This window comes from Pantoea hericii, assembly GCF_014155795.1.
Taxonomy (GTDB): Bacteria; Pseudomonadota; Gammaproteobacteria; order Enterobacterales; family Enterobacteriaceae; genus Pantoea; species Pantoea eucalypti.
The window spans coordinates 383,938-406,991 of sequence record NZ_SCKV01000001.1; the positions used below are offsets into that span (position 1 = coordinate 383,938).

At 55.2% G+C, this 23,054-nt stretch carries 17 protein-coding genes; 5 read left to right on the plus strand and 12 right to left on the minus strand.

The genetic code is table 11. The features are described 5' to 3' along the window. Positions 1–488: 488 nt before the first annotated feature. Positions 489–3,161 carry a DNA topoisomerase (ATP-hydrolyzing) subunit A gene (gyrA, locus tag H7K52_RS01610; protein WP_003854208.1) on the minus strand — a complete coding sequence of 891 codons (2,673 nt, stop codon included), beginning with the start codon at positions 3,159–3,161 and terminating at the stop codon, positions 489–491. A 177-nt stretch (positions 3,162–3,338) separates the two neighbouring features. On the opposite strand from gyrA, the gene ubiG reads away from it, so the two are divergent. The 4 genes from ubiG to yfaE all read left to right on the plus strand — a co-directional run bounded on the left by ubiG (position 3,339) and on the right by yfaE (position 8,321). Further along, a complete protein-coding gene (gene ubiG, locus H7K52_RS01615) occupies positions 3,339–4,064 on the plus strand; it encodes a bifunctional 2-polyprenyl-6-hydroxyphenol methylase/3-demethylubiquinol 3-O-methyltransferase UbiG (RefSeq protein WP_182629567.1) in 726 nt (241 codons plus the stop codon). A 505-nt stretch (positions 4,065–4,569) separates the two neighbouring features. Next, positions 4,570–6,855: a class 1a ribonucleoside-diphosphate reductase subunit alpha gene (nrdA, locus tag H7K52_RS01620; protein WP_003854215.1), complete on the plus strand. Its 2,286-nt coding sequence runs from the start codon at positions 4,570–4,572 to the stop codon at positions 6,853–6,855. A gap of 72 nt (positions 6,856–6,927) precedes the next feature. After that, complete coding sequence (nrdB, locus tag H7K52_RS01625) at positions 6,928–8,058, plus strand: class Ia ribonucleoside-diphosphate reductase subunit beta (protein WP_003854217.1); 1,131 nt, start codon at positions 6,928–6,930, stop codon at positions 8,056–8,058. 2 nt (positions 8,059–8,060) lie between these two features. Next, entirely contained in the window at positions 8,061–8,321 is a 261-nt protein-coding gene (yfaE, locus tag H7K52_RS01630; RefSeq protein ID WP_003854219.1) for a class I ribonucleotide reductase maintenance protein YfaE, read from the plus strand. A 139-nt stretch (positions 8,322–8,460) separates the two neighbouring features. Here the strand turns inward: yfaE and H7K52_RS01635 are convergent, their stop codons facing one another. Further along, positions 8,461–9,657, minus strand: coding sequence for a nicotinamide mononucleotide deamidase-related protein YfaY (locus H7K52_RS01635; protein WP_008926467.1), 1,197 nt, complete (start codon positions 9,655–9,657; stop codon positions 8,461–8,463). A gap of 245 nt (positions 9,658–9,902) precedes the next feature. Further along, complete coding sequence (gene elaB / locus H7K52_RS01640; RefSeq protein WP_003854223.1) at positions 9,903–10,214, minus strand: stress response protein ElaB; 312 nt, start codon at positions 10,212–10,214, stop codon at positions 9,903–9,905. A 335-nt stretch (positions 10,215–10,549) separates the two neighbouring features. Here elaB and H7K52_RS01645 point away from each other — a divergent pair, with 335 nt between their 5' ends. Beyond that, positions 10,550–12,208, plus strand: coding sequence for a glucan biosynthesis protein D (locus H7K52_RS01645; protein WP_182629568.1), 1,659 nt, complete (start codon positions 10,550–10,552; stop codon positions 12,206–12,208). 32 nt (positions 12,209–12,240) lie between these two features. Here H7K52_RS01645 and H7K52_RS01650 read toward each other — a convergent pair whose 3' ends face one another. The 9 genes from H7K52_RS01650 to nuoG form a co-directional block, all read right to left on the minus strand. After that, the gene (locus tag H7K52_RS01650) at positions 12,241–12,699 is read right to left on the minus strand and encodes a GNAT family N-acetyltransferase (RefSeq protein WP_182629569.1); all 459 of its coding nucleotides are present in this window, start codon (positions 12,697–12,699) and stop codon (positions 12,241–12,243) included. A 124-nt stretch (positions 12,700–12,823) separates the two neighbouring features. Beyond that, entirely contained in the window at positions 12,824–14,281 is a 1,458-nt protein-coding gene (gene nuoN / locus H7K52_RS01655; RefSeq protein ID WP_003854230.1) for an NADH-quinone oxidoreductase subunit NuoN, read from the minus strand. 6 nt (positions 14,282–14,287) lie between these two features. Beyond that, entirely contained in the window at positions 14,288–15,808 is a 1,521-nt protein-coding gene (nuoM, locus tag H7K52_RS01660; RefSeq protein WP_003854232.1) for an NADH-quinone oxidoreductase subunit M, read from the minus strand. Between the two features lie 210 nt (positions 15,809–16,018). After that, positions 16,019–17,854: an NADH-quinone oxidoreductase subunit L gene (gene nuoL / locus H7K52_RS01665; protein ID WP_182629570.1), complete on the minus strand. Its 1,836-nt coding sequence runs from the start codon at positions 17,852–17,854 to the stop codon at positions 16,019–16,021. Next, entirely contained in the window at positions 17,851–18,153 is a 303-nt protein-coding gene (nuoK, locus tag H7K52_RS01670) for an NADH-quinone oxidoreductase subunit NuoK (RefSeq protein ID WP_003854236.1), read from the minus strand. The genes nuoL and nuoK overlap by 4 nt, the downstream gene beginning before the upstream one ends. Further along, positions 18,150–18,701 (minus strand): NADH-quinone oxidoreductase subunit J, encoded by a 552-nt coding sequence (gene nuoJ, locus H7K52_RS01675; protein ID WP_003854237.1) that lies wholly within the window; start codon positions 18,699–18,701, stop codon positions 18,150–18,152. Before nuoJ ends, nuoK begins: the two co-directional genes overlap by 4 nt. A 10-nt stretch (positions 18,702–18,711) precedes the next feature. Further along, on the minus strand, positions 18,712–19,254 hold the full coding sequence (gene nuoI, locus H7K52_RS01680; protein ID WP_003854239.1) for an NADH-quinone oxidoreductase subunit NuoI: 543 nt from the start codon (positions 19,252–19,254) through the stop codon (positions 18,712–18,714). Positions 19,255–19,265: 11 nt separating this feature from the next. Further along, entirely contained in the window at positions 19,266–20,243 is a 978-nt protein-coding gene (nuoH, locus tag H7K52_RS01685; protein WP_003854240.1) for an NADH-quinone oxidoreductase subunit NuoH, read from the minus strand. Continuing rightward, entirely contained in the window at positions 20,240–22,963 is a 2,724-nt protein-coding gene (nuoG, locus tag H7K52_RS01690) for an NADH-quinone oxidoreductase subunit NuoG (RefSeq protein WP_105098955.1), read from the minus strand. Before nuoG ends, nuoH begins: the two co-directional genes overlap by 4 nt. Between the last annotated feature and the right edge of the window lie 91 nt (positions 22,964–23,054).

Below are 23,054 nucleotides of genomic sequence, written 5' to 3' on the forward strand. Positions count from 1 at the left end.
ACCCACTTAACGCGACGCCGCTGCCTGAACAAGAAAGGCCTGCACTGCCCGAAGAGCAAAGCGTCCACGCCAGGGATGACGTGGCCGATCCGCCGGGTTGCGGGAATCCTTTGCGATCGGGCAGTGCGGGCCTTTCGGCGGCTCCCCTCTCACAGCAACCGACTCCCGCCCCTCTGCCACTTTGTCCTGCAACCCACACAAAGCGACACCACAACCCCAACAAGAAAGGCCTGCACTGCCCGAAGAGCAAAGCGTCCACGCCAGGGATGGCGTGGCCGATCCGCAGGGACGCGGGATTCCTTTGCGATCGGGCAGTGCGGGTCTTTCGGCGGCTCCCGACTTGCAGATACCGTTGCGATCGGGCAGTGCAGGCCTTTCGACGGCTCCTGACTGACAGCCACTTGCTTCCAAATCCCATAAAAAAACGGCAGGCCGGGTTTCCCCTGACCTGCCGTTTCTGCAACGAACCTCAGCTCACATCAGACAAATTATTCTTCGTCTTCAGCCGCGTCGTCTTCGTCTTCTGCATCCGCTTCCGGTGCAATCTCTTCATCGTCGATCTCTGCTTCTGGCGCGATATCATCCTCGCCTTCCGCTACGCTACCGTCGATTGAATCCAGCTCTTCTTCTTCAACCGGCTCGGCAACACGCTGCAGACCGACCACGTTCTCATCCTCTGCGGTACGAATCAGAATCACACCCTGGGTATTACGACCCACGACGCTCACTTCTGACACGCGGGTACGCACCAGCGTACCAGCATCGGTGATCATCATAATCTGATCGCCATCGACAACCTGAACCGCGCCAATCACCGGACCATTACGTTCGGTCACTTTGATGGAAATAACACCCTGCGTCGCACGCGACTTGGTCGGGTATTCGCTGTTGGCAGTACGCTTACCGTAACCATTCTGGGTCACGGTCATAATTGCACCCTCTTCACGCGGTACAATTAGCGAGACCACACGATCGCCTTCAGCCAGCCTGATGCCGCGAACGCCAGAGGCGGTACGACCCATCGCACGAACTGCGGTTTCTGCAAAGCGCACCACTTTACCGGCCGCTGAGAACAGCATCGCTTCGTCATTACCATTGGTCAGCGCCACTCCGATCAGCTCATCATCGTCACGCAGGTTCACGGCAATAATACCGGCGCTGCGCGGACGGCTGAACTCTTTCAGCGCGGTCTTCTTCACGGTTCCCAGCGCGGTCGCCATAAAGATATTAAAGCCTTCGGTATACTCACGTACCGGCAGAATCGCTGTAATACGCTCGTTGGCTTCCAGCGGCAGCAGGTTCACGATCGGACGTCCCCGCGCACCACGACTCGCTTCCGGCAACTGATAAACCTTCATCCAGTAGAGACGACCACGGCTTGAGAAGCAGAGAATCGTGTCATGGGTATTGGCCACCAGCAGACGGTCAATGAAGTCCTCTTCTTTAATACGTGCGGCTGACTTGCCTTTACCACCACGACGCTGCGCTTCATAGTCGGTCAGCGGCTGATACTTCACGTAGCCCTGATGCGACAATGTCACCACAACATCTTCCTGATTGATCAGGTCTTCGATATTAATATCAGCGGTATTGGCAGTAATCTCTGTGCGACGCTCATCGCCGAACTGATCACGCATCAGCTCCAGCTCTTCGCGAATCACTTCCATCAGACGATCGGCGTCAGACAGAATGCGCAACAGCTCTGCGATCTGCTCCAGCAGACCTTTATACTCATCCAGCAGCTTCTCGTGCTCAAGACCGGTCAGTTTCTGCAGACGCAGATCCAGAATCGCCTGAGCCTGCTGCTCGGTCAGATAGTACTGACCGTCACGGATGCCGTACTGCGGATCCAGCCACTCCGGACGAGCGGCATCGTCGCCCGCACGTTCCAGCATCGCTGACACATTACCCAGATCCCACGCCTGCGCAATCAGACCCGCTTTCGCTTCTGCCGGGTTAGGTGCACGACGAATCAGCTCAATAATCGGATCGATATTCGCCAGCGCAATCGCCAGACCTTCCAGAATATGCGCACGGTCACGGGCTTTACGCAGTTCGAAAATGGTACGACGCGTCACGACTTCACGACGATGGCGAACGAAGGCGTCCAGAATCTCCTTCAGTGCCATAATCTTTGGCTGGCCCTGATGCAGCGCCACCATATTGATACCAAAAGAGGTCTGCAGCTGGGTCAGTGAATAGAGATTATTCAGAACCACTTCGCCGACGGCATCGCGCTTGATCTCAATCACGATACGCATGCCGTCTTTATCAGACTCATCGCGCAGTGCGCTGATGCCTTCAACGCGCTTCTCTTTCACCAGCTCCGCAATCTTCTCAATCAGGCGTGCTTTGTTAACCTGATACGGAAGCTCATGAATGATGATGGTCTCGCGGCCCGTTTTCGCATCGGCTTCCACTTCGCCACGCGCACGGATATAAATTTTACCGCGACCGGTGCGGTACGCTTCTTCAATACCACGGCGACCATTGATGATGGCGGCTGTCGGGAAATCTGGCCCCGGAATGTGCTCCATCAGCTCTTCGATGCTGATGTCTTCATTTTCAATATATGCCAGGCAGCCGTTAATCACTTCACGCAGGTTATGCGGTGGAATGTTGGTTGCCATACCCACAGCGATACCGGAAGAACCGTTCACCAGCAGGTTAGGGATTTTGGTTGGCAGAACTTCAGGGATCTGCTCAGTGCCGTCATAGTTCGGGACGAAATCGACGGTCTCTTTTTCCAGGTCAGCTAACAGGTCGTGGGCAATTTTCGACATGCGAATTTCGGTATAACGCATCGCCGCGGCGGAGTCGCCGTCGATGGAACCGAAGTTGCCTTGTCCGTCCACCAGCATGTAACGCAGGGAGAAAGGCTGGGCCATACGTACAATGGTGTCGTAAACGGCGGAATCACCATGCGGGTGATATTTACCGATAACGTCACCGACGACGCGGGCAGATTTTTTATAGGGTTTGTTCCAGTCGTTACCCAGTACACTCATCGCAAAAAGAACGCGACGGTGAACCGGCTTCAGGCCATCACGCACATCGGGTAAAGCTCGGCCAACGATGACCGACATGGCGTAACCGAGGTAAGAATTTTTTAATTCTTCTTCGATATTGACCGGTGTAATTTCTCTCGCAAGGTCGCTCATGGAGCCGCTATCCCTCTACTTAATCCCGGATTTTAAAGGTGCGAAAGTATATCACACTGCAATGCTCTGGTGAACGTTAACCACCGATTTCCCCCGCTTTTCATTGCCCCTGAAAGGTGTGCCAACTGCGGTTAAGCGTTTATACTGTGGGCACATTTTGTCAGGAGTTACGATTCAATGAATGCACAACCGCAGAATCATCAGCATAACGTCGATGCGCAGGAAATTGCCAAGTTTGAGGCCGTTGCCTCGCGCTGGTGGGATCTGGAGGGTGAATTTAAACCGTTGCACCGTATCAACCCGCTGCGCCTGGGCTACATCGTGCAGCACAGCAACGGTCTGTTCGGTAAAACCGTGCTCGACGTCGGATGCGGCGGCGGCATTTTATCCGAAAGCATGGCGCGTGAAGGCGCCGTCGTGACCGGTCTGGATATGGGTGCGGAACCGCTGGCCGTGGCGCGCCTGCATGCTCTGGAGAGCGGCGTGACGCTGGACTATGTGCAACAGACCGTTGAAGAGCATGCCGATCATAACGCCGGAAAGTATGATGTGGTGACATGTATGGAGATGCTGGAGCACGTGCCGGATCCGCGCTCGGTGATTCACGCCTGTGCGAAGCTGGTCAAGCCCGGCGGCGAAGTCTTTTTCTCAACGCTGAACCGCAATCCAAAGGCCTGGCTGCTGGCGATTTTCGGCGCGGAATATGTGCTGCGCATGTTGCCGCGCGGCACCCATGATGTGAAGAAATTCATCCGCCCATCCGAACTGCTGGGCTGGGTCGATGAAACGCCCCTGCGTGAACGCCACATTATTGGCCTGCATTACAACCCGGTGACCAACCGCTTCAAACTGGCGCCCGGCACTGATGTGAATTATATGGTGCACACTCACCACGCGGGTTAAGTCATCTGCCCGCCTGAATCCGGGCGGGCACTTTTTCCTCTGCCTGCTCTTCCTGTCAGAGCGGTCACTGCCCTCGCCTGGTGGCAGGCATTCCGATGGCTGCCAATAGGTTACGTCAGCCATGCCCGCATCCGCTCAACGTCGCGGCCCCCTGCTAGCGGCTTTTATCCATTTTTCATCCCTTTTCTGGCTGAATCCTGAGGATTGAATAAGAAACACGCGCCCGATCATAATAAGAAAAAAAAGTGTGATCCGGTTGACATGTTGCCAGGCCTTACAAGGCGTGGGCTAAGAAATTTCGCAAGAATTACAACCCCTCCAGCCATCATTTTTTGCTCTTGTTAAGCGGCCGTAAAATACTAAAATATGCCCCCATGTAGTTATGACTTTTCTCTTCACCCCCTAGATGTAGTGTTTATCCACACATTATTCACAATGAATAGGCTGTGTATAAACCGGGATTTCTTTTAATTTTTGGATACTCACGCAAAGGTAAATACGCGACATGAACCAGAGTCTGCTCGTTACTAAACGCGATGGCCGCCAGGAGCGCATTGATCTCGATAAAATTCACCGTGTGCTGGACTGGGCAGCTGAAGGGCTGAACAACGTCTCAGTGTCACAGGTGGAACTGCGCTCTCACATTCAGTTCTATGATGGAATCAGAACGTCTGACATTCATGAGACTATCATCAAGGCCGCAGCAGACCTCATCTCTCGCGATGCCCCTGACTATCAGTACCTGGCTGCCCGCCTGGCGATCTTCCACCTGCGCAAAAAAGCGTATGGTCAGTTTGAGCCGCCGAAGCTTTATGATCAGGTCGTTAAGATGGTCGACATGGGCAAATATGATCGCCACCTGCTGGAAGATTACAGCCAGGAAGAATTCGCGCAGATGGACGAGTTCCTCGACCACTGGCGAGACATGAACTTCTCCTATGCCGCCGTGAAGCAGCTGGAAGGCAAATATCTGGTGCAGAACCGCGTCTCGGGTGAAATCTACGAGAGTGCGCAGTTCCTCTACATTCTGGTCGCGGCCTGCCTCTTCTCTGGCTACCCGCGCGATACGCGTATGGATTACATCAAGCGTTTCTATGATGCGATCTCAACGTTTAAAATCTCGCTGCCGACGCCAATCATGTCAGGTGTGCGAACCCCGACGCGTCAGTTCAGCTCCTGTGTGCTGATCGAGTGCGGCGACAGCCTGGACTCCATCAACGCCACCTCAAGCGCGATTGTGAAATATGTTTCTCAGCGTGCTGGTATCGGCATCAACGCCGGTCGTATCCGTGCGCTGGGCAGCCCGATTCGCGGCGGTGAAGCGTTCCACACCGGCTGTATCCCGTTCTACAAGCATTTCCAGACTGCGGTGAAGTCCTGTTCTCAGGGCGGCGTGCGTGGCGGTGCAGCGACGCTGTTCTACCCGATGTGGCATCTGGAAATCGAAAGCCTGCTGGTGCTGAAAAACAACCGTGGTGTTGAAGGCAACCGCGTGCGTCACATGGACTACGGTGTACAGCTCAACAAGCTGATGTATCAGCGCCTGCTGAAAGGCGAAGATATCACCCTGTTCAGCCCGTCTGACGTGCCAGGCCTGTATGATGCGTTCTTCGCCGATCAGGATGAGTTCGAACGTCTCTACACCAAATATGAGCAGGATCAGAGCATCCGTAAGCAGCGTGTTAAAGCGGTCGATCTCTTCTCGCTGATGATGCAGGAACGTGCTTCAACCGGCCGTATCTACATTCAGAACGTCGATCACTGCAACACTCACAGCCCGTTTGATCCGCGCATCGCCCCGGTTCGCCAGTCTAACCTCTGCCTGGAAATCGCCCTGCCGACCAAACCGCTGGAAGATGTTAACGACGAAAACGGTGAGATTGCACTGTGTACGCTTTCTGCGTTCAACCTTGGCGCCATCGAAAGCCTCGACGATCTGGAAGAGCTGGCTACCCTCGCCGTTCGTGCGCTCGATGCGCTGCTCGATTATCAGGATTACCCGATTCCGGCTGCCCAGCGTGGCGCAATGGGTCGTCGTACCCTGGGTATTGGCGTGATCAACTACGCTTACTATCTGGCGAAGCACGGTGTGCGCTACTCCGATGGCAGCGCCAATGGCCTGACGCACAAAACCTTTGAAGCCATTCAGTATTACCTGCTGAAAGCGTCCAATGAGCTGGCGAAAGAGCAAGGTGCCTGCCCGTGGTTCAATGAAACCACCTATGCGCAGGGCATCATGCCGATCGATACCTACAAGAAAGATCTGGACGCGATCAGCAACGAACCGCTGCATCTCGACTGGGAGAGCCTGCGTGAAGAGATCAAAACGCACGGCCTGCGTAACTCGACCCTGTCTGCGCTGATGCCGTCTGAGACTTCGTCGCAGATCTCCAATGCCACCAACGGCATCGAGCCACCACGCGGTCACATCAGCATCAAAGCATCGAAAGATGGCATCCTGCGTCAGGTGGTGCCGGAGTATGAGCGTCTGAAAGATCAGTACGAACTGCTGTGGGAAATGCCGAACAATGACGGTTACCTGCAACTGGTGGGTCTGATGCAGAAATTCATCGACCAGGCGATTTCGTCTAACACCAACTACGATCCATCACGCTTTACTAACGGTAAAGTGCCGATGAAACAGCTGCTGAAAGATCTGCTGACCGCGTACAAGTTTGGCGTGAAAACGCTCTACTATCAGAACACCCGTGACGGTGCGGAAGATGCGCAGGATGACCTGGCACCTTCTATCCAGGATGATGGCTGCGAGAGCGGCGCCTGTAAAATCTAATGGTCAGGCGGGAGATTCTCCCGCCTCATTCATTTCACGAGGCCTGGCTTCGTCTACTTTTGGACAACTTTTATGGCTTACTCCACTTTCTCACAGAACAAAAATGATCAGCTGAAAGAGCCGATGTTTTTCGGTCAGTCCGTAAACGTGGCGCGCTTCGATCAGCAAAAATATGACATCTTTGAAAAGCTGATCGAAAAGCAGCTCTCCTTCTTCTGGCGTCCGGAAGAGGTTGATGTCTCACGCGACCGTATTGACTACCAGGCGCTGCCGGACCACGAGAAGCATATCTTTATCAGCAACCTGAAGTATCAGACACTGCTGGATTCCATTCAGGGTCGCAGCCCGAACGTCGCCCTGCTTCCGCTGATCTCGATTCCTGAGCTGGAAACCTGGATTGAAACCTGGGCATTCTCCGAGACGATCCACTCGCGTTCTTACACCCATATCATCCGTAATATCGTTAACGATCCGGCGGTGGTATTCGACGATATCGTCACCAATGAGCAGATTCTGGCGCGTGCCCAGGATATCTCTCGCTATTACGACGATCTGATTGAGATGACCAACTACTGGCATCAGCTGGGCGAAGGCACGCATAAGGTCAACGACAAACAGGTTGTGGTCAGCCTGCGCGCCCTGAAGAAGCAGCTCTACATCTGCCTGATGAGCGTCAATGCGCTGGAAGCGATCCGTTTCTATGTCAGCTTCGCCTGTTCATTCGCTTTCGCCGAGCGTGAACTGATGGAAGGCAATGCCAAAATCATCAAACTGATCGCCCGCGATGAAGCGCTGCACCTGACCGGCACCCAGCATATGCTGAACCTGCTGCGCAGCGGCGAAGACGATCCGGAAATGAAAGAGATTGCGGCAGAGTGTCGTGAAGAGTGCTTCGAGCTGTTTAAGAAGGCAGCGCTGCAGGAGAAAGAGTGGGCGGAATATCTGTTCAGCGGCGGTTCAATGATCGGCCTGAACAAAGACATTCTCTGCCAGTACATTGAGTACATCACCAATATCCGTATGCAGGCAGTTGGCCTTGATCTGCCCTTCCAGACGCGCTCTAACCCGATCCCATGGATTAACTCCTGGCTGGTGTCTGACAACGTGCAGGTTGCGCCACAGGAAGTGGAAGTGAGCTCCTATCTGGTGGGTCAGATCGATTCTGAAGTAGGCGCTAACGACTTCGACGACTTTCAGCTTTAATCATGAGTCGCGACGTTGTTATTCTGCGCAGTTCCGGCGCCCGGCTGGAATGCGCAGAAGATCACCCCAATCTGCTCTCCCTGCTGGAAGCCAATAATCTCTGCGTGGAGTTTCAGTGCCGCGAAGGTTACTGCGGCTCCTGCCGGATGCGGCTGCTGAAAGGCGAAGTGCATTACCCACAGCGGCCGCTGGCGTTTGTGCAGCAGGATGAGATCCTGCCCTGCTGCTGCAAAGCTAAAGGCGAGATTGAGCTTGAGTTGTAGCTGAGGCGGAACAAGTCTGGCTTGATTTGCGGTTGGATCGAGTCAGCTTATTTATTGCTGTGAGAATGCTCCTGCAAAGGGTCATTCACAGTCACATACAAAACGGGCGCCTCTGGCGCCCGTTTCGTTTTCACTGAAATTACTGTCTGACAGTTTCAACCACATCAATCCAGCCGTGACCGGTGCTCACTTCGCTGCCGTGTAACCAGCGGCGCAGCATGTTCATCGCCATCATCGCCACCACCTTCTGCCGCGTCTCCAGGTTATGACGACCGGTGCTGAACTTCACGCGCTGACCAAAGCCGCCATCCGGCGTATGTAACGCTACCGAAATCGTTTCCTGTTCCAGGCTGCCAACAGAAAGCGCCAGCGCTGCCTGCTGCTGTGCGGCAAGTTCGCGCGTGCGCGTCACCTGCTGCTCCAGCGTCTCCTGCGTTGATGGCAAAATGTCAGCGCCCCGCAACGGCACGCTGGCGGCAGCCAGCTGCCAGTAAAGCAGCCCGGCGGTGTATTGCTCACTGACCGCCAGCTGCTCGCCACGCTGCGTCAGCTCGCGTGCCAGCAGCGCCGGTAACCCTTCCGTGCCTTCAAAGATAGTGCACTCCGCCAGTAACAGACGCACCTGCTGCCACACCTGCTCCATCGCGACACGCTGACTGGCCGGGCCGGTCAGTTTGATCTCAATGATCGGCATCGACGAGCGATAGCCCATCACCACACCTTCCGGCAGCGCCAGCGGCTCCAGCTCAGCGGCAATATCACTTTCACCGCGACCAAAGGTGGTCAGTCGCAGACAAATCGGCGGTTCGGGCGGCGAGAATTTTGCTTTCAGACGGGGAATGATCTGCTGCTCCACCATCACCTTAAATTCAGATGGCACGCCAGGCGTGAAGAATATCCAGCAGCGGTTGAGTTGCAGGGCAAAGCCACAGGCGGTTCCAACCGGATTATCAATCAGCTCCGCATTGGCCGGAATTTCAGCCTGCTTGCGATTGCTGGCGGCCATCACCCGGCCACGGCTGGCGAACCAGGCTTCCATTTGTGCCAGCCAGTCCTGCTGCATCTCCAGTTCAACCCCACAGGCGCGAGCGGCTGCCAGCGCGCTGAGATCGTCACTGGTGGGACCCAGGCCGCCATTCACAATCAACACGTCGGCCTCATGGCTTCGTGTCTGCAGGGTGTCGATGAGCGATTCCAGTGAATCCCCAACCGTGGTTCGACTGGTCATGGGCAAACCTTGCTGGAATAAAATATCAGCCAGCCAGGCGGCATTGGTATCGACGATTTGGCCATGCAGCACCTCATCCCCGGTAGACAGCATCTCAATTCTAATCACGTCCGGTTCTCCTTTTCACGTTTATTTAACTGTATGAAGTCCACCTGCGAAACACAATCTGTGTGACCCGTGTTTGTTACTGGTTTATCTAAAGCAGCACGTTGCGCATAAAAATGAATGAGGGCGAAGCAGGCTCAACAGAAGTGAATCAATGAGGGGTTGAGAAAAGAATAAAAAACGGCGGGATTTCCCCGCCGCAGGTTTACTGCTGTCGTCTGTTACCGCGCTACATCAGCGAATCGCGATTAGCGACGCGCCAGCAGCAGGCCGAGAACCAGGCCCGCGGTTGCACCAATACCTACGCCCTGCCACGGTTTTTCGTGCACGTAATCGTCTGCACGGTATGCCGCTTGTTTAGCGCGATAGTAGTAACTGTCGGACGCCTGGCTGACACGGGATTTAACATCGTTCAGCGCCTGTTCAGCTTTGCTTTTAAGCTCAATGTATTTCTGATCGGCCGGATCGCCTGATGCCTTAAGCACTTCTTCCAGGGTTTCGGTCAGTAACGCAATATCGTCATCGAGGCCCGATTCGAATTGATTTGTCTGATTTACCATCATTTCCTCCGTGTGAATTGCAAAGCAGTTCATTAACTATAGCCATAATCTGGCGCTCTGCTGATTTCCTGCTCCAGGAATCACCTGATTTTTCATCTGTTAATCTTACTCAGTGCAGGCGGTGCGCCGCTTCGCTGCGCAAAGAAGTGTAAGACGCAGCGGCAACCGCCGAATTTCGCTTCGCTTCTTTGATTAATCTGATAAATTTTGTCGTGACTGAATTTTCCAGTAACCCTACTGTCGTACCCCTCTGTTGCCTGTGATTATCGGGCCATGAAAGTGCATGTTGCACAACAGTCACGACACCCTCGAACAGCTAAGGAATGATCTCTGGCATGAATCGAAGAATGTTTATGAAAGCGTCAATGGCCTTCTCTGCCGTCAGCGGCATGACCGGCCTGTCAACGCTGTTTGCGCAATCCGCATGGGCAGAAGATGGCATTGCTGACGGAACCGCCGTACGCTTCGATTTCGACGTATTGAAGAAAAACGCGGCTGCGCTGGCGAAGAAACCCTGGGGCGGTGCACCAGGTGCACTGCCGGAGACGCTGGCCACACTGACCCCACAGGCGTACAACGAAATTCAGTATGACGCCAACCACTCACTCTGGAATAACCTGCCCGATCGTCAGCTGGACGTGCAGTTCTTCCACGTCGGCATGGGCTTCAAGCGGCGCATCCGCATGTTCTCTGTTGACGGCGAGAGCCGTCAGGCACGCGAAATTCACTTTCGCCCTGAGCTGTTCAACTATAACGACGCGAAGGTTGATACTAAGCAACTGGAGGGCAAAACTGACCTCGGCTTCGCCGGTTTCCGCGCATTTAAAAAACCGGAACTGGCCCGTCGCGACATCGTATCCTTCCTTGGCGCAAGTTACTTCCGTGCGGTAGACGATACTTACCAGTACGGCCTCTCGGCCCGTGGTGTCGCGATCAACACCTTCAGCAATGGCCAGGAAGAGTTCCCCGATTTCACCGCCTTCTGGTTTGAAACGCCGAAAGCGGAAGATACCACCTTTACCTGCTATGCCCTGCTGGATGGCGCGAGTGTCACCGGTGCCTATAAGTTCATCATCCACTGCGAAGAGAAACGCGTGGTGATGGAGGTGGAAAACCACCTGTTCGCCCGTAAAGAGATCCGTCAGATTGGCATCTCGCCAATGACCAGTATGTTCAGCTGCGGCACCAACGAGCGCCGCATGTGCAACACCTACCATCCGCAGATCCACGACTCCGATCGTCTGGCGATGTGGACCGGTAAAGGCGAATGGATCGCCCGCCCACTGAATAATCCGCAGCGTCTGCAGTTCAATGCCTATGAAGATGAGAATCCGCGAGGCTTTGGCCTGCTGCAGTTAAATCACGACTTCAAAGATTATCAGGATGTGATTGGCTGGTATGACAAACGTCCGAGCCTGTGGGTGGAGCCGGTCGGCAACTGGGGCAAAGGCGCAATTAACCTGATGGAGATCCCGACCACCGGTGAAACGCTGGATAACGTAGTCTGCTTCTGGCAACCGGCTGAGCCGGTCAAAGCGGGCAGCGAGCTGAACTTCTCTTACAAGCTCTACTGGAGTGGTCTGCCGCCAGTGCGAAGCGGTCTGGCACGTGTGGATGCGACCCGTACCGGTATCGGTGGTTTCCCGGAAGGCTGGGCGCCTGGCGAACACTTCCCGGAAACCTGGTGCCGCCGCTTCGCCATCGATTTTATTGGTGGTGATCTGCAGGCTGCTGCGCCGAAAGGCATTGAGCCGGTGATTACCGTTTCATCCGGCAGCGTGAAGCAGGTTGAAATTCTGTATGTCGATCCGCTCAAAGGATACCGCATCCTGTTTGACTGGTATCCGAACAGCGATTCCACCGAGCCAGTGGAGATGCGTCTGTTCCTGCGCAGCAAGGATGAGACGCTGAGTGAAACCTGGCTTTATCAGTATTTCCCGCCTGCGCCGGATCAGCGCAAATATGTCGATGACCGTCAGATGACGGTGGGTTGATGGAATAAAGCGAGGCTCAGGCCTCGCTTTTTTTATGGCGCATTCTTCAGCATATCGACGTGCGGAATGCCATCTTCCAGATAGTTCTCCCCCACCGCCACAAAGCCGTGCTGCCCATAGAAGTTTTCAAGATGCGCCTGCGCAGAGAGAAATATGTCACGGCCTGGCCAGTGCTGCTGACAACTGCTGATCGCCTGTTCCATCAGACGATTGCCCAGACGCGCACCGCGCACCCGATCTGAAACAATGACCCGTCCAATTTTCACCGGGCTGGTTTCATCTTCCGGGGAAAGAAGTCGCGCATAAGCCACCAGCTGATCATCCACCGTGCCCAGCAGATGCCTGTTTTTGGCCTGTAAATCTTTGCCATCCACATCAAGGTAAGCACACTGTTGCTCCACCACAAACACCGCACTGCGCAACGCCAGCAGCGCATAGAGTTCCGGGGCGGTAAGTTCGCTATGGTGTTTATCCTGCCAGTCAATGTTCATGGTCTCTCCTTACTAAACCAGACACTCTACATCAGCGCGAGGTCGTCAGCACCAGCTGGTCACCTCATCTGACAGACAAAAAAATCAGGCCCGGAGGCCTGATTCATTATTCGCAGTTATCAGCTTACATCAGTGGCTGAGCCATCTGCACCAGTCTGATGAGCGGCTGAGGGTAAACCCCTAACAGCAGTACCAGAATGGCAGATATCAGGACCACGACACCACCGGCGGTGAATGCCCAGTTAGCCGGGGTATCACGGGTGTGCAGTTCCGGCGGGCTGAGGTAGAGACTTACCGTTACGCGCAGATAGTAGTAAAGGCCAATCGCACTGCCCGCTACCACCGCACCGGTCAGCCACCAGAGATGCGCACTGACGCCTGAAGCAATCACGTAGAATTTACCGATAAAGCCCAGCGTCATCGGGATACCGGCCAGTGACAGCATCATCACTGTCATGACCGCTGACAGGATAGGACGATGCCAGAACAGACCACGATAAGAGTAGAGTGAATCTGCATCCGGGCCACGATACGGGCTGGACATCAGGCTCACCACACCAAAGGCACCCAGGCTGCTGAACAGATAACCGGCCAGGTAAACACCGGAAGTTTCCAGCGACAGCTGATGATCTTTCACTGCAATCAGCGCGACCAGCAGATAACCGAGGTGGGCGATAGAGGAGTAACCCAGCAGACGCTTGATGTTGCTCTGCGAAATCGCCATCAGGTTACCGAACAGAATCGACACAAAGGCGATCATGGCCAGCACGGTGCGCACCGCTTCGCTGTCGGTCACCGGCGCGTACATAAACAGACGCATGATGACACCGAAGATCGCAATCTTGCTGGCCGTCGCCAGGAAGGTTGAAACCGGCGCAGGCGCACCCTGATACACATCGGGCGTCCAGAGATGGAACGGAACCAGTGAAAGTTTGAAGCCCAGGCCGATGATCATCATGCCCAGACCCACCAGCAGCAATGGCTCATGGATCATGCTGTCAGTCAGGCTCTGACCCAGCGCAACAAAGCTCAGGTTACCGGAATCGGCGTAGATCAGCGCAATACCAAACAGCAGGAACGATGAGGCCGCCGCAGACAGAATGGTGTATTTCAGTGCGGCTTCCAGCGAACGTTTCTGGCGGAAAGCGTAGCCAATCAGACCAAACAGCGGCAGCGACAACAGCTCAATGCCGATGAAGAGCGAGGCCAGATGGTTAGCACTGGCCAGCACGATGCCACCGAGGGCCGCAATCAGCACCAGCAGATAGAACTCATCTTTGTTGTCCGGGTAACCCGCCAGCCATGGATAGGCAAAGGTACAGGTCGCCAGACTCGCCAGCATCACCAGCGCGGTATAGAACATCGAATAGCCATCGACGCGCAGCAGCGGCGTGACATCCATCGCCCCGACCTGACCGACAAAGTAGAGCGAGAGCAGCGCCAGGTTCAGGCCAACTACCGTTAGCGTGGCGTTAACGAAGTGGTTGCGTCGCCAGGCAATGGACAGCATCACAACCACCACCGTCAATCCGACGATTAACAGCGGTAGTAACGCAATCAATTGGTGAGGAGTTATTGTCATGGCGAATTACGGCCTTGTAGTTGAAATTGAAGCGGTAAACCACTGCTGAATATTGCTCATGGCAGCGTGCGAAGTATCCAGAATCGGCTGTGGATAGACGCCCAGCAGCACCAGCAGCACCACCAGAACACCGATGGTCATAAACTCACGCGGCGACATACCTGGCAGCGGATCTTTCGATTTCGCTTCGCCATAGTAAGCGCGCTGCATCATCACCAGCGAGTAAATCGAGGCGAACACCAGACCAAAGGTCGCGATGATGATAATCATCGGCACTACCTGGAAGCTGCCGGTCAGAATCATAAATTCGCCGACGAAGTTACCAGTACCCGGCATACCGAGGTTGGCGACAGCAAAGAAGAGCGACAGACCCGGAATCCATTTGATGCGCGACCACAGACCACCCATCTGACGCATATCACGGGTATGCAGACGCTCATACAGCTGACCACACAGAATGAAGAGTGCCGCTGCGGACAGACCGTGTGCAATCATCTGAATCACCGCACCCTGCAGCGCCAGCTGGCTGCCGGTGTAGATAGCAATCAGCACAAAGCCCATGTGCGAAATCGAGGTATACGCGATCAGACGTTTGATATCGGTCTGCGAGAAGGCCATCCAGGCACCGTAGAAGATACCAATGATGCCTAACCACATAGCGATTGGCGCAAACTCCGCTGACGCGTTCGGGAACAGCGGCAGACTGAAACGCAGTAAGCCATAAGCCGCGGTTTTCAGCAGGATACCTGCCAGGTCAACAGAACCCGCAGTCGGCGCCTGACTGTGCGCATCCGGCAGCCAGCCATGCAACGGTACGACCGGCATCTTCACCGCAAAGGCGATAAAGAAGCCCAGCATCAGCAGATATTCAACACCGCTCGACATTGGCGTCTTCAGAAGCTGCTCGTAGTTAAACGTCCAGACACCGGTCGCGTTGTAGTGGACAAACACCAGACCCAGAATCGCAATCAGCATCACCAGACCGGAAGCCTGGGTGTAGATGAAGAACTTAGTCGCAGCGGAGATGCGGGTTTTGCCGTCAGACGCTTTATGACCCCAGAGCGCGATGAGGAAGTACATCGGCACCAGCATCATTTCCCAGAAGAAGAAGAACAGGAACATGTCGATGGAGAGGAACACACCGATCACGCCGCCCAGGATCCACATCAGGTTCAGATGGAAGAAGCCCTGATACTTTGAAATCTCATTCCATGAACAGAGCACCGCCATCAGACCGAGCAGGCCGGTCAGCACCACCATCAGCAGCGAAAGGCCATCAATGGCTAGATGGAAGCTGATGCCGAAGCGTGGGATCCACGGAACGGAGAAACTTGACTGCCACTGCGGAATGCCCGCTGCCTGCGTCAGTGAATAGCCTCCCTGCAACCAGAGTTGCAGCGAAAGCGCCAACGTCAGCCCCATGGTGATCAACGCGATCCAGCGTGGCACCTTCGCGCCAAGGCGCTCAGTGAGCCAGCAGATCAGACCGCCGACGAAGGGTATGATAATTAGCCAAGGTAATAACACGGCACACTTCCCTTTTCTTTGTCTTAGTTCGGGCTATCTTACTTGCCAGTTTGATTCCCGGCAGTGCTCGCAATCCTCACATACCTCGGTATGCTCCGGTTGCTGCGCGCTGGCGGTAACCAGACTGGCTGCGACGATAACGCCCTTGCTCAGGACAATTTTTGACATTCTCAATGGGCAGATTAACTAACCTGCCCCGCTCATCAATCTTTAAATCACCAGCAGCAGAGCCAGCACCAGTACGGCACCCAGGCTCATTGACGCAATGTACCAGCGCAGGTAGCCGTTCTCACTGACAACCAGGCCTTTGTTGGCAATGCGTGACAGCAGCGCAGGCAGGTTCATCAGACCATTCAGTGGGTCGCGCTTCAGCAGCCAAGCAATGCCCAGATAAGGTTTGACGAACACTTTATCGTAGAGCCAGTCAAAGCCCCAGGCCGCAAACCACCAGGTGCCGAAGAAGCGGCCTGGCGCACTGTTTGCGATACGGGTAACCAGCTCACGTTTGCCCAGCCACAGCGCAGCAGCGATCAGAATGCCGACAATCGCTACGATGCCTGAGGTGATTTCCAGTCCCACTTTGCCCGCTTCACCAAACTCACTGGCTGGCAACACACCCGCCAGCGGTGGCGTAATCAGCGCACCAATGAAGGTAGAGAGCAGCAGCAGTACAATCAGCGGCAGATGATGGGTAATGCCTTTACCGGCGTGCGCATGAATTTTCTCTTCGCCGTGGAACACGATGAAGATCATGCGGAAGGTGTAGATAGAGGTCAGGAACGCCCCTACCAGACCCGCAACCATCAGGTTGATGTGACCGTTAGCCAGTGCGCCGAACAGAATCTCATCTTTACTGTAGAAGCCCGCCGTAATCAGCGGCAGTGCCGCCAGCGCCGCGCCGCCAACCAGGAAGCAGGTGTAGACCAGCGGAATGCTCTTACGCAGGCCACCCATTTTGAAGATGTTCTGTTCGTGATGGCAGGCCAGAATCACTGAACCCGAAGAGAGGAACAGTAACGCTTTAAAGAAGGCGTGCGTCATCAGATGGAAAATCGCCGCATCCCACGCCTGAACACCCAACGCCAGGAACATGTAACCAATCTGGCTCATGGTGGAGTAAGCGAGAACACGTTTGATGTCGGTCTGTACCAGCGCGGCAAAGCCCGCCAGCACCAGGGTAATTGCCCCGACGATGCCGACCAGATGCAGCACTTCCGGCGTCAGCAGGAAGAGACCGTGGCTGCGGGCAATCAGGTAAACACCCGCTGTCACCATGGTCGCGGCGTGGATCAGTGCTGAAACCGGTGTCGGACCGGCCATCGCATCAGCCAGCCAGGTCTGCAACGGCAACTGTGCCGATTTACCGACCGCGCCACCCAGCAGCATCAGCGTTGCCCACTGCAGCATATGGTTGTCTGCGGCAAAGTGCGCCGGCGCCAGTTCCATCATCTCGCGGAAGTTCAACGTGCCCAGCTCGTTGTAGAGAATGAACAGGCCGAATGCCAGGAAGACGTCGCCCACGCGGGTGATGATAAAGGCTTTCATCGCCGCTTTGCCGTTTTCCGGATTGCTGTAGTAGAAGCCGATCAGCAGATAAGAGCAGAGCCCTACCCCTTCCCAGCCCAGATACATCAGCATCAGGTTATCGGCCAGCACCAGAACAACCATGCTGGCGATAAACAGGTTGGTATAGGCGAAGAAGCGGGAGTAGCCCTCTTCTCCACGCATATACCAGGAGGCGAACATATGAATGAAGAAGCCAACACCGGTGACGACTGACAGCATGGTCAGAGACAGGCCATCCAGCGTCAGGTTCACTTTCATGTCGAAGTTGCCGACATGCATCCAGGTCCAGAGTGACTGGGTATAGGCTTGCTGACCACTGGCGAAGAACTCGAATCCGAGCATCACTGTAGTCAATGCTGCCAGACCCACCGATCCCATACCTACCGTGGCCGACAGGTTCTCAGACCAGCGACCGCGGGAAAACGCTAACAGCAGAAAGCCGATCAGCGGAAACAAGACAGTTAAATAGAGAAGATTCATCCGCGCATCTCGCTCACAGTATCAATGTTCAGCGTCTGACGACGACGATAGAGCTGAAGCAGCAGCGCCAGACCAATACTGGCTTCCGCTGCCGCCAGGCTGATCGCCAGGATATACATCACCTGTCCATCGGCCTGACCCCAGTAGCTCCCGGCAACCACCAGAGCTAAGGCGGCGGCGTTGATCATGATTTCAAGGCCGATCAGCATAAACAGCAGATTGCGGCGTATCACCAGCGACGTCAGTCCAAGGACAAACAGCACGGCAGCAAGAATCAATCCATGTTGTAACGGGATCATGCGTTCTCCTTTTTCACCTGAGCGGCGTCAGCATTACGGTTACTCAGGACTTCGCCCTGACGCTCTTCACGACCGATATGGAACGCCACGACCAGACCTGCCAGCAGGAGCATAGAAGCCAGTTCAACCGCCAGTACATAAGGACCAAACAGGCTGATGCCGACCGCTTTGGCGTCGATGATGGTGCCATCAATGCCCTGGTCATTCGCCGTCAGGATGGCGTAAATCATCACCACCAGCAGCAGCAACGAGACGATGCCGGGACCAATCCACAATGACGGGCTGAGCCACTCACGCTCCTGCTTCTCCGTCTGCTTGCCCAGGTTCAGCATCATAACGACGAAGACGAACAGCACCATGATGGCGCCAGCGTAGACGATGATCTCCAGCGCACCGGCAAAATAGGCACCCATTGAGAAGAAAACGCCCGCGATCGATAACAGCGAAACGATCAGGTACAGCAACGCATGTACCGGATTGGTGTGGGTAATGACGCGCAACGTCGTCAGCACCGCCACCAGTCCGCAAAGATAAAACGCAAATTCCATGCCTTGCTCCTTAAGGTAATAAGCCTTTGACGTCGATAGGCTTGGCTTCGTTTTCCGCTTCGCCCTTATCTTTACCGTCAATCGCCATACCTGCCATGCGGTAGAAGTTGTACTCCGGATATTTACCCGGTCCCGAAATCAGCAGATCGTCCTTTTCATACACCAGATCCTGACGCTTAAACTCACCCAGTTCGAAATCCGGGGTAAGCTGAATCGCGGTGGTCGGACAGGCTTCTTCACACATGCCGCAGAAAATACAGCGTGAGAAGTTGATGCGGAAGAACTCCGGGTACCAGCGGCCATCTTTGGTCTCGGCTTTCTGTAGTGAAATACAGCCAACCGGACAGGCAACCGCACACAGGTTACAGGCGACGCAACGCTCCTGACCATCCGGATCGCGGGTTAACACGATACGGCCACGATAGCGTGGCGGCAGATAAACCGGCTCTTCCGGGTACATCTGCGTTTCACGTTTGGCAAAGGCGTGCAGCCCTATCAGCCAGATACTGCGAACTGTCGTGCCAAAGCCTACGACAATATCTTTCAAAGTCATTTGTTAACCCCTTACGGCGCTGTGTAGAGAATCACTGCGGCAGTCGCCAGCAGGTTCAACAGCGTCAACGGCAGACACACTTTCCAGCCGAATGACAGCACCTGGTCGTAGCGTGGACGCGGAAGCGCAGCACGAATCAGGATGAACATCATCATAAAGAACGCCGTTTTCAGGGCGAACCAGATGAACGGCGGCAGGAAAGGTCCGTGCCAGCCACCAAAGAACAGCGTTACGATCAGCGCTGAAACGGTGGTAATCGCCACATATTCGCCGACAAAGAACAGGCCAAACTTCATGCCGGCATATTCAATGTGATAACCATCTGCCAGTTCCTGCTCCGCTTCTGGCTGGTCAAAGGGATGACGGTGACACACCGCCACGCCAGCAATACAGAAGGTTACGAAACCAAAGAACTGCGGAATGATGTTCCACAGGTGCGTCTGGCTGTTGACGATATCGTTCATGTTGAACGAGCCCGCCTGCGCCACCACACCCATCAGCGACAGACCCAGGAACACTTCGTAGCTCAGCGTCTGCGCCGAGGCGCGCATCGCACCCAGCAGCGAGTATTTGTTGTTACTCGACCAGCCAGCAAACAGCACGGCGTAGACCGCAAGGCCCGCCATCATCAGGAAGAACAGCAGACCGATATTCAGGTCTGTCACCATCCAGGTTGGCGACACTGGCACGATAGCAAAGGCCAGCAGCAGAGAAACAAAGGCAATAACCGGCGCAAGGGTAAAGATAAAGCGGTCGGTAAATGGCGGAACCCAGTCCTCTTTAAAGAACATTTTGATCATGTCCGCAACCAGCTGGAGCGAGCCGCCCCAGCCGACGCGGTTAGGTCCGTAACGGTTCTGGAACAGGCCGAGCAGACGACGCTCGGCGAAGCTCATGAACGCGCCGCAGGCCACAACCACCAGCAGAATCACAATGGCTTTAACAATGGCCAGCAGAATGTCGATAACGTCCGGTGTTAACCAGCTCATTGCGCCGCCTCCTGCAGAGTGTCGATTTTACCGTTCGCCAGGAATGGCGGAACGCCCGGCATACCCAGCGGCAGACCAATCTGACCCGCCTGCAGTGACGCCGAGAAACGGACCGGCAGACGCACTGTCTCGCCGGCACAGCTGAATTCAACCGCCGCGCCATTGTTGACGCCCAGCTTCGCTGCATCCTCCGGGTTAATCACCAATGCAGGCTCTGTCATGCGCTGCTGGAAGACCGGTGAACGCTGTGACATCTCTTCGCTACCGAACAACCGGTGGAGAGGCGCCACACGCCACTTCGCATCACTGACAAACGCGGCAGGAACGGTTGTGAACCATGGCAGCTCACTGTTGCTGGCTTCAAACAGGCGTACGCCCGGATCGCCATGACGCAGTTTGCCGCCCACTTCAGCCTGGAACTTGTTCCACGCCTGCGGTGAGTTCCAGCCTGGAGCCCAGGCAAACGGAATCTGCGAACGCGGAGCTGATGGCTGGTTGTTCCCTTCCATAGAGAAGGCGAACATGGTGTCCTGGTCCTGCGGCTGACGCGGTTCATGAACGCTGATATTCGCGCGCATCGCAGTACGTCCACTGTTACGTATTGGAGAACGCGCCAGTTTCTGACCACGGATGCGGAAGCTGGCGTCAGGTGCCGCTTCTTTAATACCCGCGAGCTGTGGCAGACGGGTCACCACGGCATCGATCACGTGATCGAGCTGCGTCCAGTCCACGTGACGGCTTTCCAGCGTGCTGTGCAGCGAGTGCAGCCAGCGCCAGCTTTCCAGCATCACAACGTTGCTGTCGTAATAGGCAGGATCGTAAACCTGGAAGAAACGCTGGGCGCGGCCTTCATGGTTAATCGAGGTACCATCACTTTCAGCGAAGCTGGCGGTCGATAACACCAGACCCGCTTTCTCCAGCGTGGCTGTACGCTGATGATCAACAACAATCACGTTCGTGGTCTGCGCCAGGGCTGCATCCACCACGGCTTTTGGTGCGTGACGATAGAGGTCATTTTCCAGCACCACCAGCGCATCGGCTTCGCCGTTGCTCAGTTGCTCCAGCGCATGCTCCAGTGGATTACCGCCGATCATGCCCAGACCGATGCTGTTGGCGTGACCTGCCAACAGAGTAATGCCGACATCTGCGCCGCGTGCCTTCAGGGCTTTCGCCACGTTCGCTGCGGCTTCAATGACTGCGCTGCTGCCTGAGTGAGTACCGGAAATGATTAATGGCTTTTTCGCGCCGGCCAGCGCCTGAACGACAACGTCCATTTTCCCGTTGAGCTTGCTGTCGAAATCGGTCACTGCCGGAGCAGATTCATCCAGTGCACTGGCGATAGCGAAGCCGAGGCGCGCCTGATCTTCAACCGGCGCACGATAGCTCCATGCCGCGATATCATCCAGACGGGTTTCATCAACATGGGTAACGAACAGAGGATGCTTCGCGTTCTGACCGATGTTCATAATGGCGGCGATCTGCCAGTCTGCGACTTTCTGCGCAGCGGCCATATCACGCGCTTTGCCTTTTACCGCCTGACGGACAGAGAGTGCCACGCGAGCACCAACCTGTGTAAGGTCTTCACCCAGCACCAGCACCGCATCGTAGCTTTCAATTTCACGCAGCGATGGCGTATAGACACCGCTTTCGCGCAGGACTTTGAGCATCAGTTCAAGACGGGCCTGCTCGTCCGCTGGCATACCGGTTGAGAAGTTCTCTGCGCCCACCAGTTCACGCAGTGCAAAGTTACTTTCAACGCTGGCGCGCGGCGAGCCGATGCCGATCACTTTCTTCGCCTGACGCAGCAAATCTGCACCGGCATTGACCGCCTGCTCTGCGTTCAGCGTAACCCAGTCATTGCCGCGCAGCAGCATCGGCTGGCGTGGACGATCTTTGCGGTTCACGTAGCCATAGCCAAAGCGGCCACGGTCACACAGGAAGTAGTGGTTTACGGTGCCGTTATAGCGGTTTTCAATACGACGCAACTCACCATAACGCTCACCCGGGCTGGTGTTACAGCCGACACTGCACTGCTGGCAGATGCTCGGCGCAAACTGCATATCCCATTTACGGTTATAGCGTTCTGAGTGGGTTTTATCCGTGAAGACGCCGGTCGGGCAGATTTCAACCAGGTTGCCAGAGAACTCGCTTTCCAGCGTGCCATCTTCCGGGCGACCAAAGTAGACGTTGTCATGCGCGCCGTAGACACCCAGATCTTTGCCATCGGCATAATCTTTGTAGTAACGCACACAGCGGTAACAGGCGATACAGCGGTTCATCTCGTGGGAGATGAACGGACCGAGATCCTGATTACGGTGAGTACGTTTGGTGAAGCGATAGCGGCGGAAGCTGTGGCCGGTCATTACTGTCATATCCTGCAGGTGACAGTTACCGCCCTCTTCGCACACCGGACAGTCGTGCGGGTGGTTGGTCATCAGCCACTCCACCACGCTTTCGCGGAACTCTTTCGCTTCGCCATCATCGATGGAGATGAATGTGCCGTCAGAGGCCGGTGTCATGCAGGACATGACAAGACGGCCGCGGGTATCTTCGGCATTCTGAAATTGCTTTACCGCACACTGGCGGCAGGCCCCAACGCTTCCCAGCGCCGGATGCCAGCAAAAGTAAGGAATATCAAGGCCCAGAGAGAGACATGCCTGTAGCAGGTTGTCCGCTCCGTTCACATCATACTCTTTACCGTCTACATGAATTGTAGCCATAGTGACATGCTTCCGTAAGGCTCGTCAGAGACGAGCGTTAATCATATTCTTGCCCCGACGCACGACATTGTCGGGGCGGCGGCACCAGGCC

Coding starts and splice junctions, on each gene's coding strand:
- nuoK (WP_003854236.1), bottom strand. CDS start 18,153: ATGATCCCGTTACAACATGGATTGATTCTTGCTGCCGTGCTGTTTGTC.
- H7K52_RS01645 (WP_182629568.1), top strand. CDS start 10,550: ATGAATCGAAGAATGTTTATGAAAGCGTCAATGGCCTTCTCTGCCGTC.
- elaB (WP_003854223.1), bottom strand. CDS start 10,214: ATGGTAAATCAGACAAATCAATTCGAATCGGGCCTCGATGACGATATT.
- nuoL (WP_182629570.1), bottom strand. CDS start 17,854: ATGAATCTTCTCTATTTAACTGTCTTGTTTCCGCTGATCGGCTTTCTG.
- H7K52_RS01650 (WP_182629569.1), bottom strand. CDS start 12,699: ATGAACATTGACTGGCAGGATAAACACCATAGCGAACTTACCGCCCCG.
- nuoI (WP_003854239.1), bottom strand. CDS start 19,254: ATGACTTTGAAAGATATTGTCGTAGGCTTTGGCACGACAGTTCGCAGT.
- ubiG (WP_182629567.1), top strand. CDS start 3,339: ATGAATGCACAACCGCAGAATCATCAGCATAACGTCGATGCGCAGGAA.
- gyrA (WP_003854208.1), bottom strand. CDS start 3,161: ATGAGCGACCTTGCGAGAGAAATTACACCGGTCAATATCGAAGAAGAA.
- nrdB (WP_003854217.1), top strand. CDS start 6,928: ATGGCTTACTCCACTTTCTCACAGAACAAAAATGATCAGCTGAAAGAG.
- nuoH (WP_003854240.1), bottom strand. CDS start 20,243: ATGAGCTGGTTAACACCGGACGTTATCGACATTCTGCTGGCCATTGTT.
- nuoJ (WP_003854237.1), bottom strand. CDS start 18,701: ATGGAATTTGCGTTTTATCTTTGCGGACTGGTGGCGGTGCTGACGACG.
- nuoG (WP_105098955.1), bottom strand. CDS start 22,963: ATGGCTACAATTCATGTAGACGGTAAAGAGTATGATGTGAACGGAGCG.
- nuoN (WP_003854230.1), bottom strand. CDS start 14,281: ATGACAATAACTCCTCACCAATTGATTGCGTTACTACCGCTGTTAATC.
- yfaE (WP_003854219.1), top strand. CDS start 8,061: ATGAGTCGCGACGTTGTTATTCTGCGCAGTTCCGGCGCCCGGCTGGAA.
- nrdA (WP_003854215.1), top strand. CDS start 4,570: ATGAACCAGAGTCTGCTCGTTACTAAACGCGATGGCCGCCAGGAGCGC.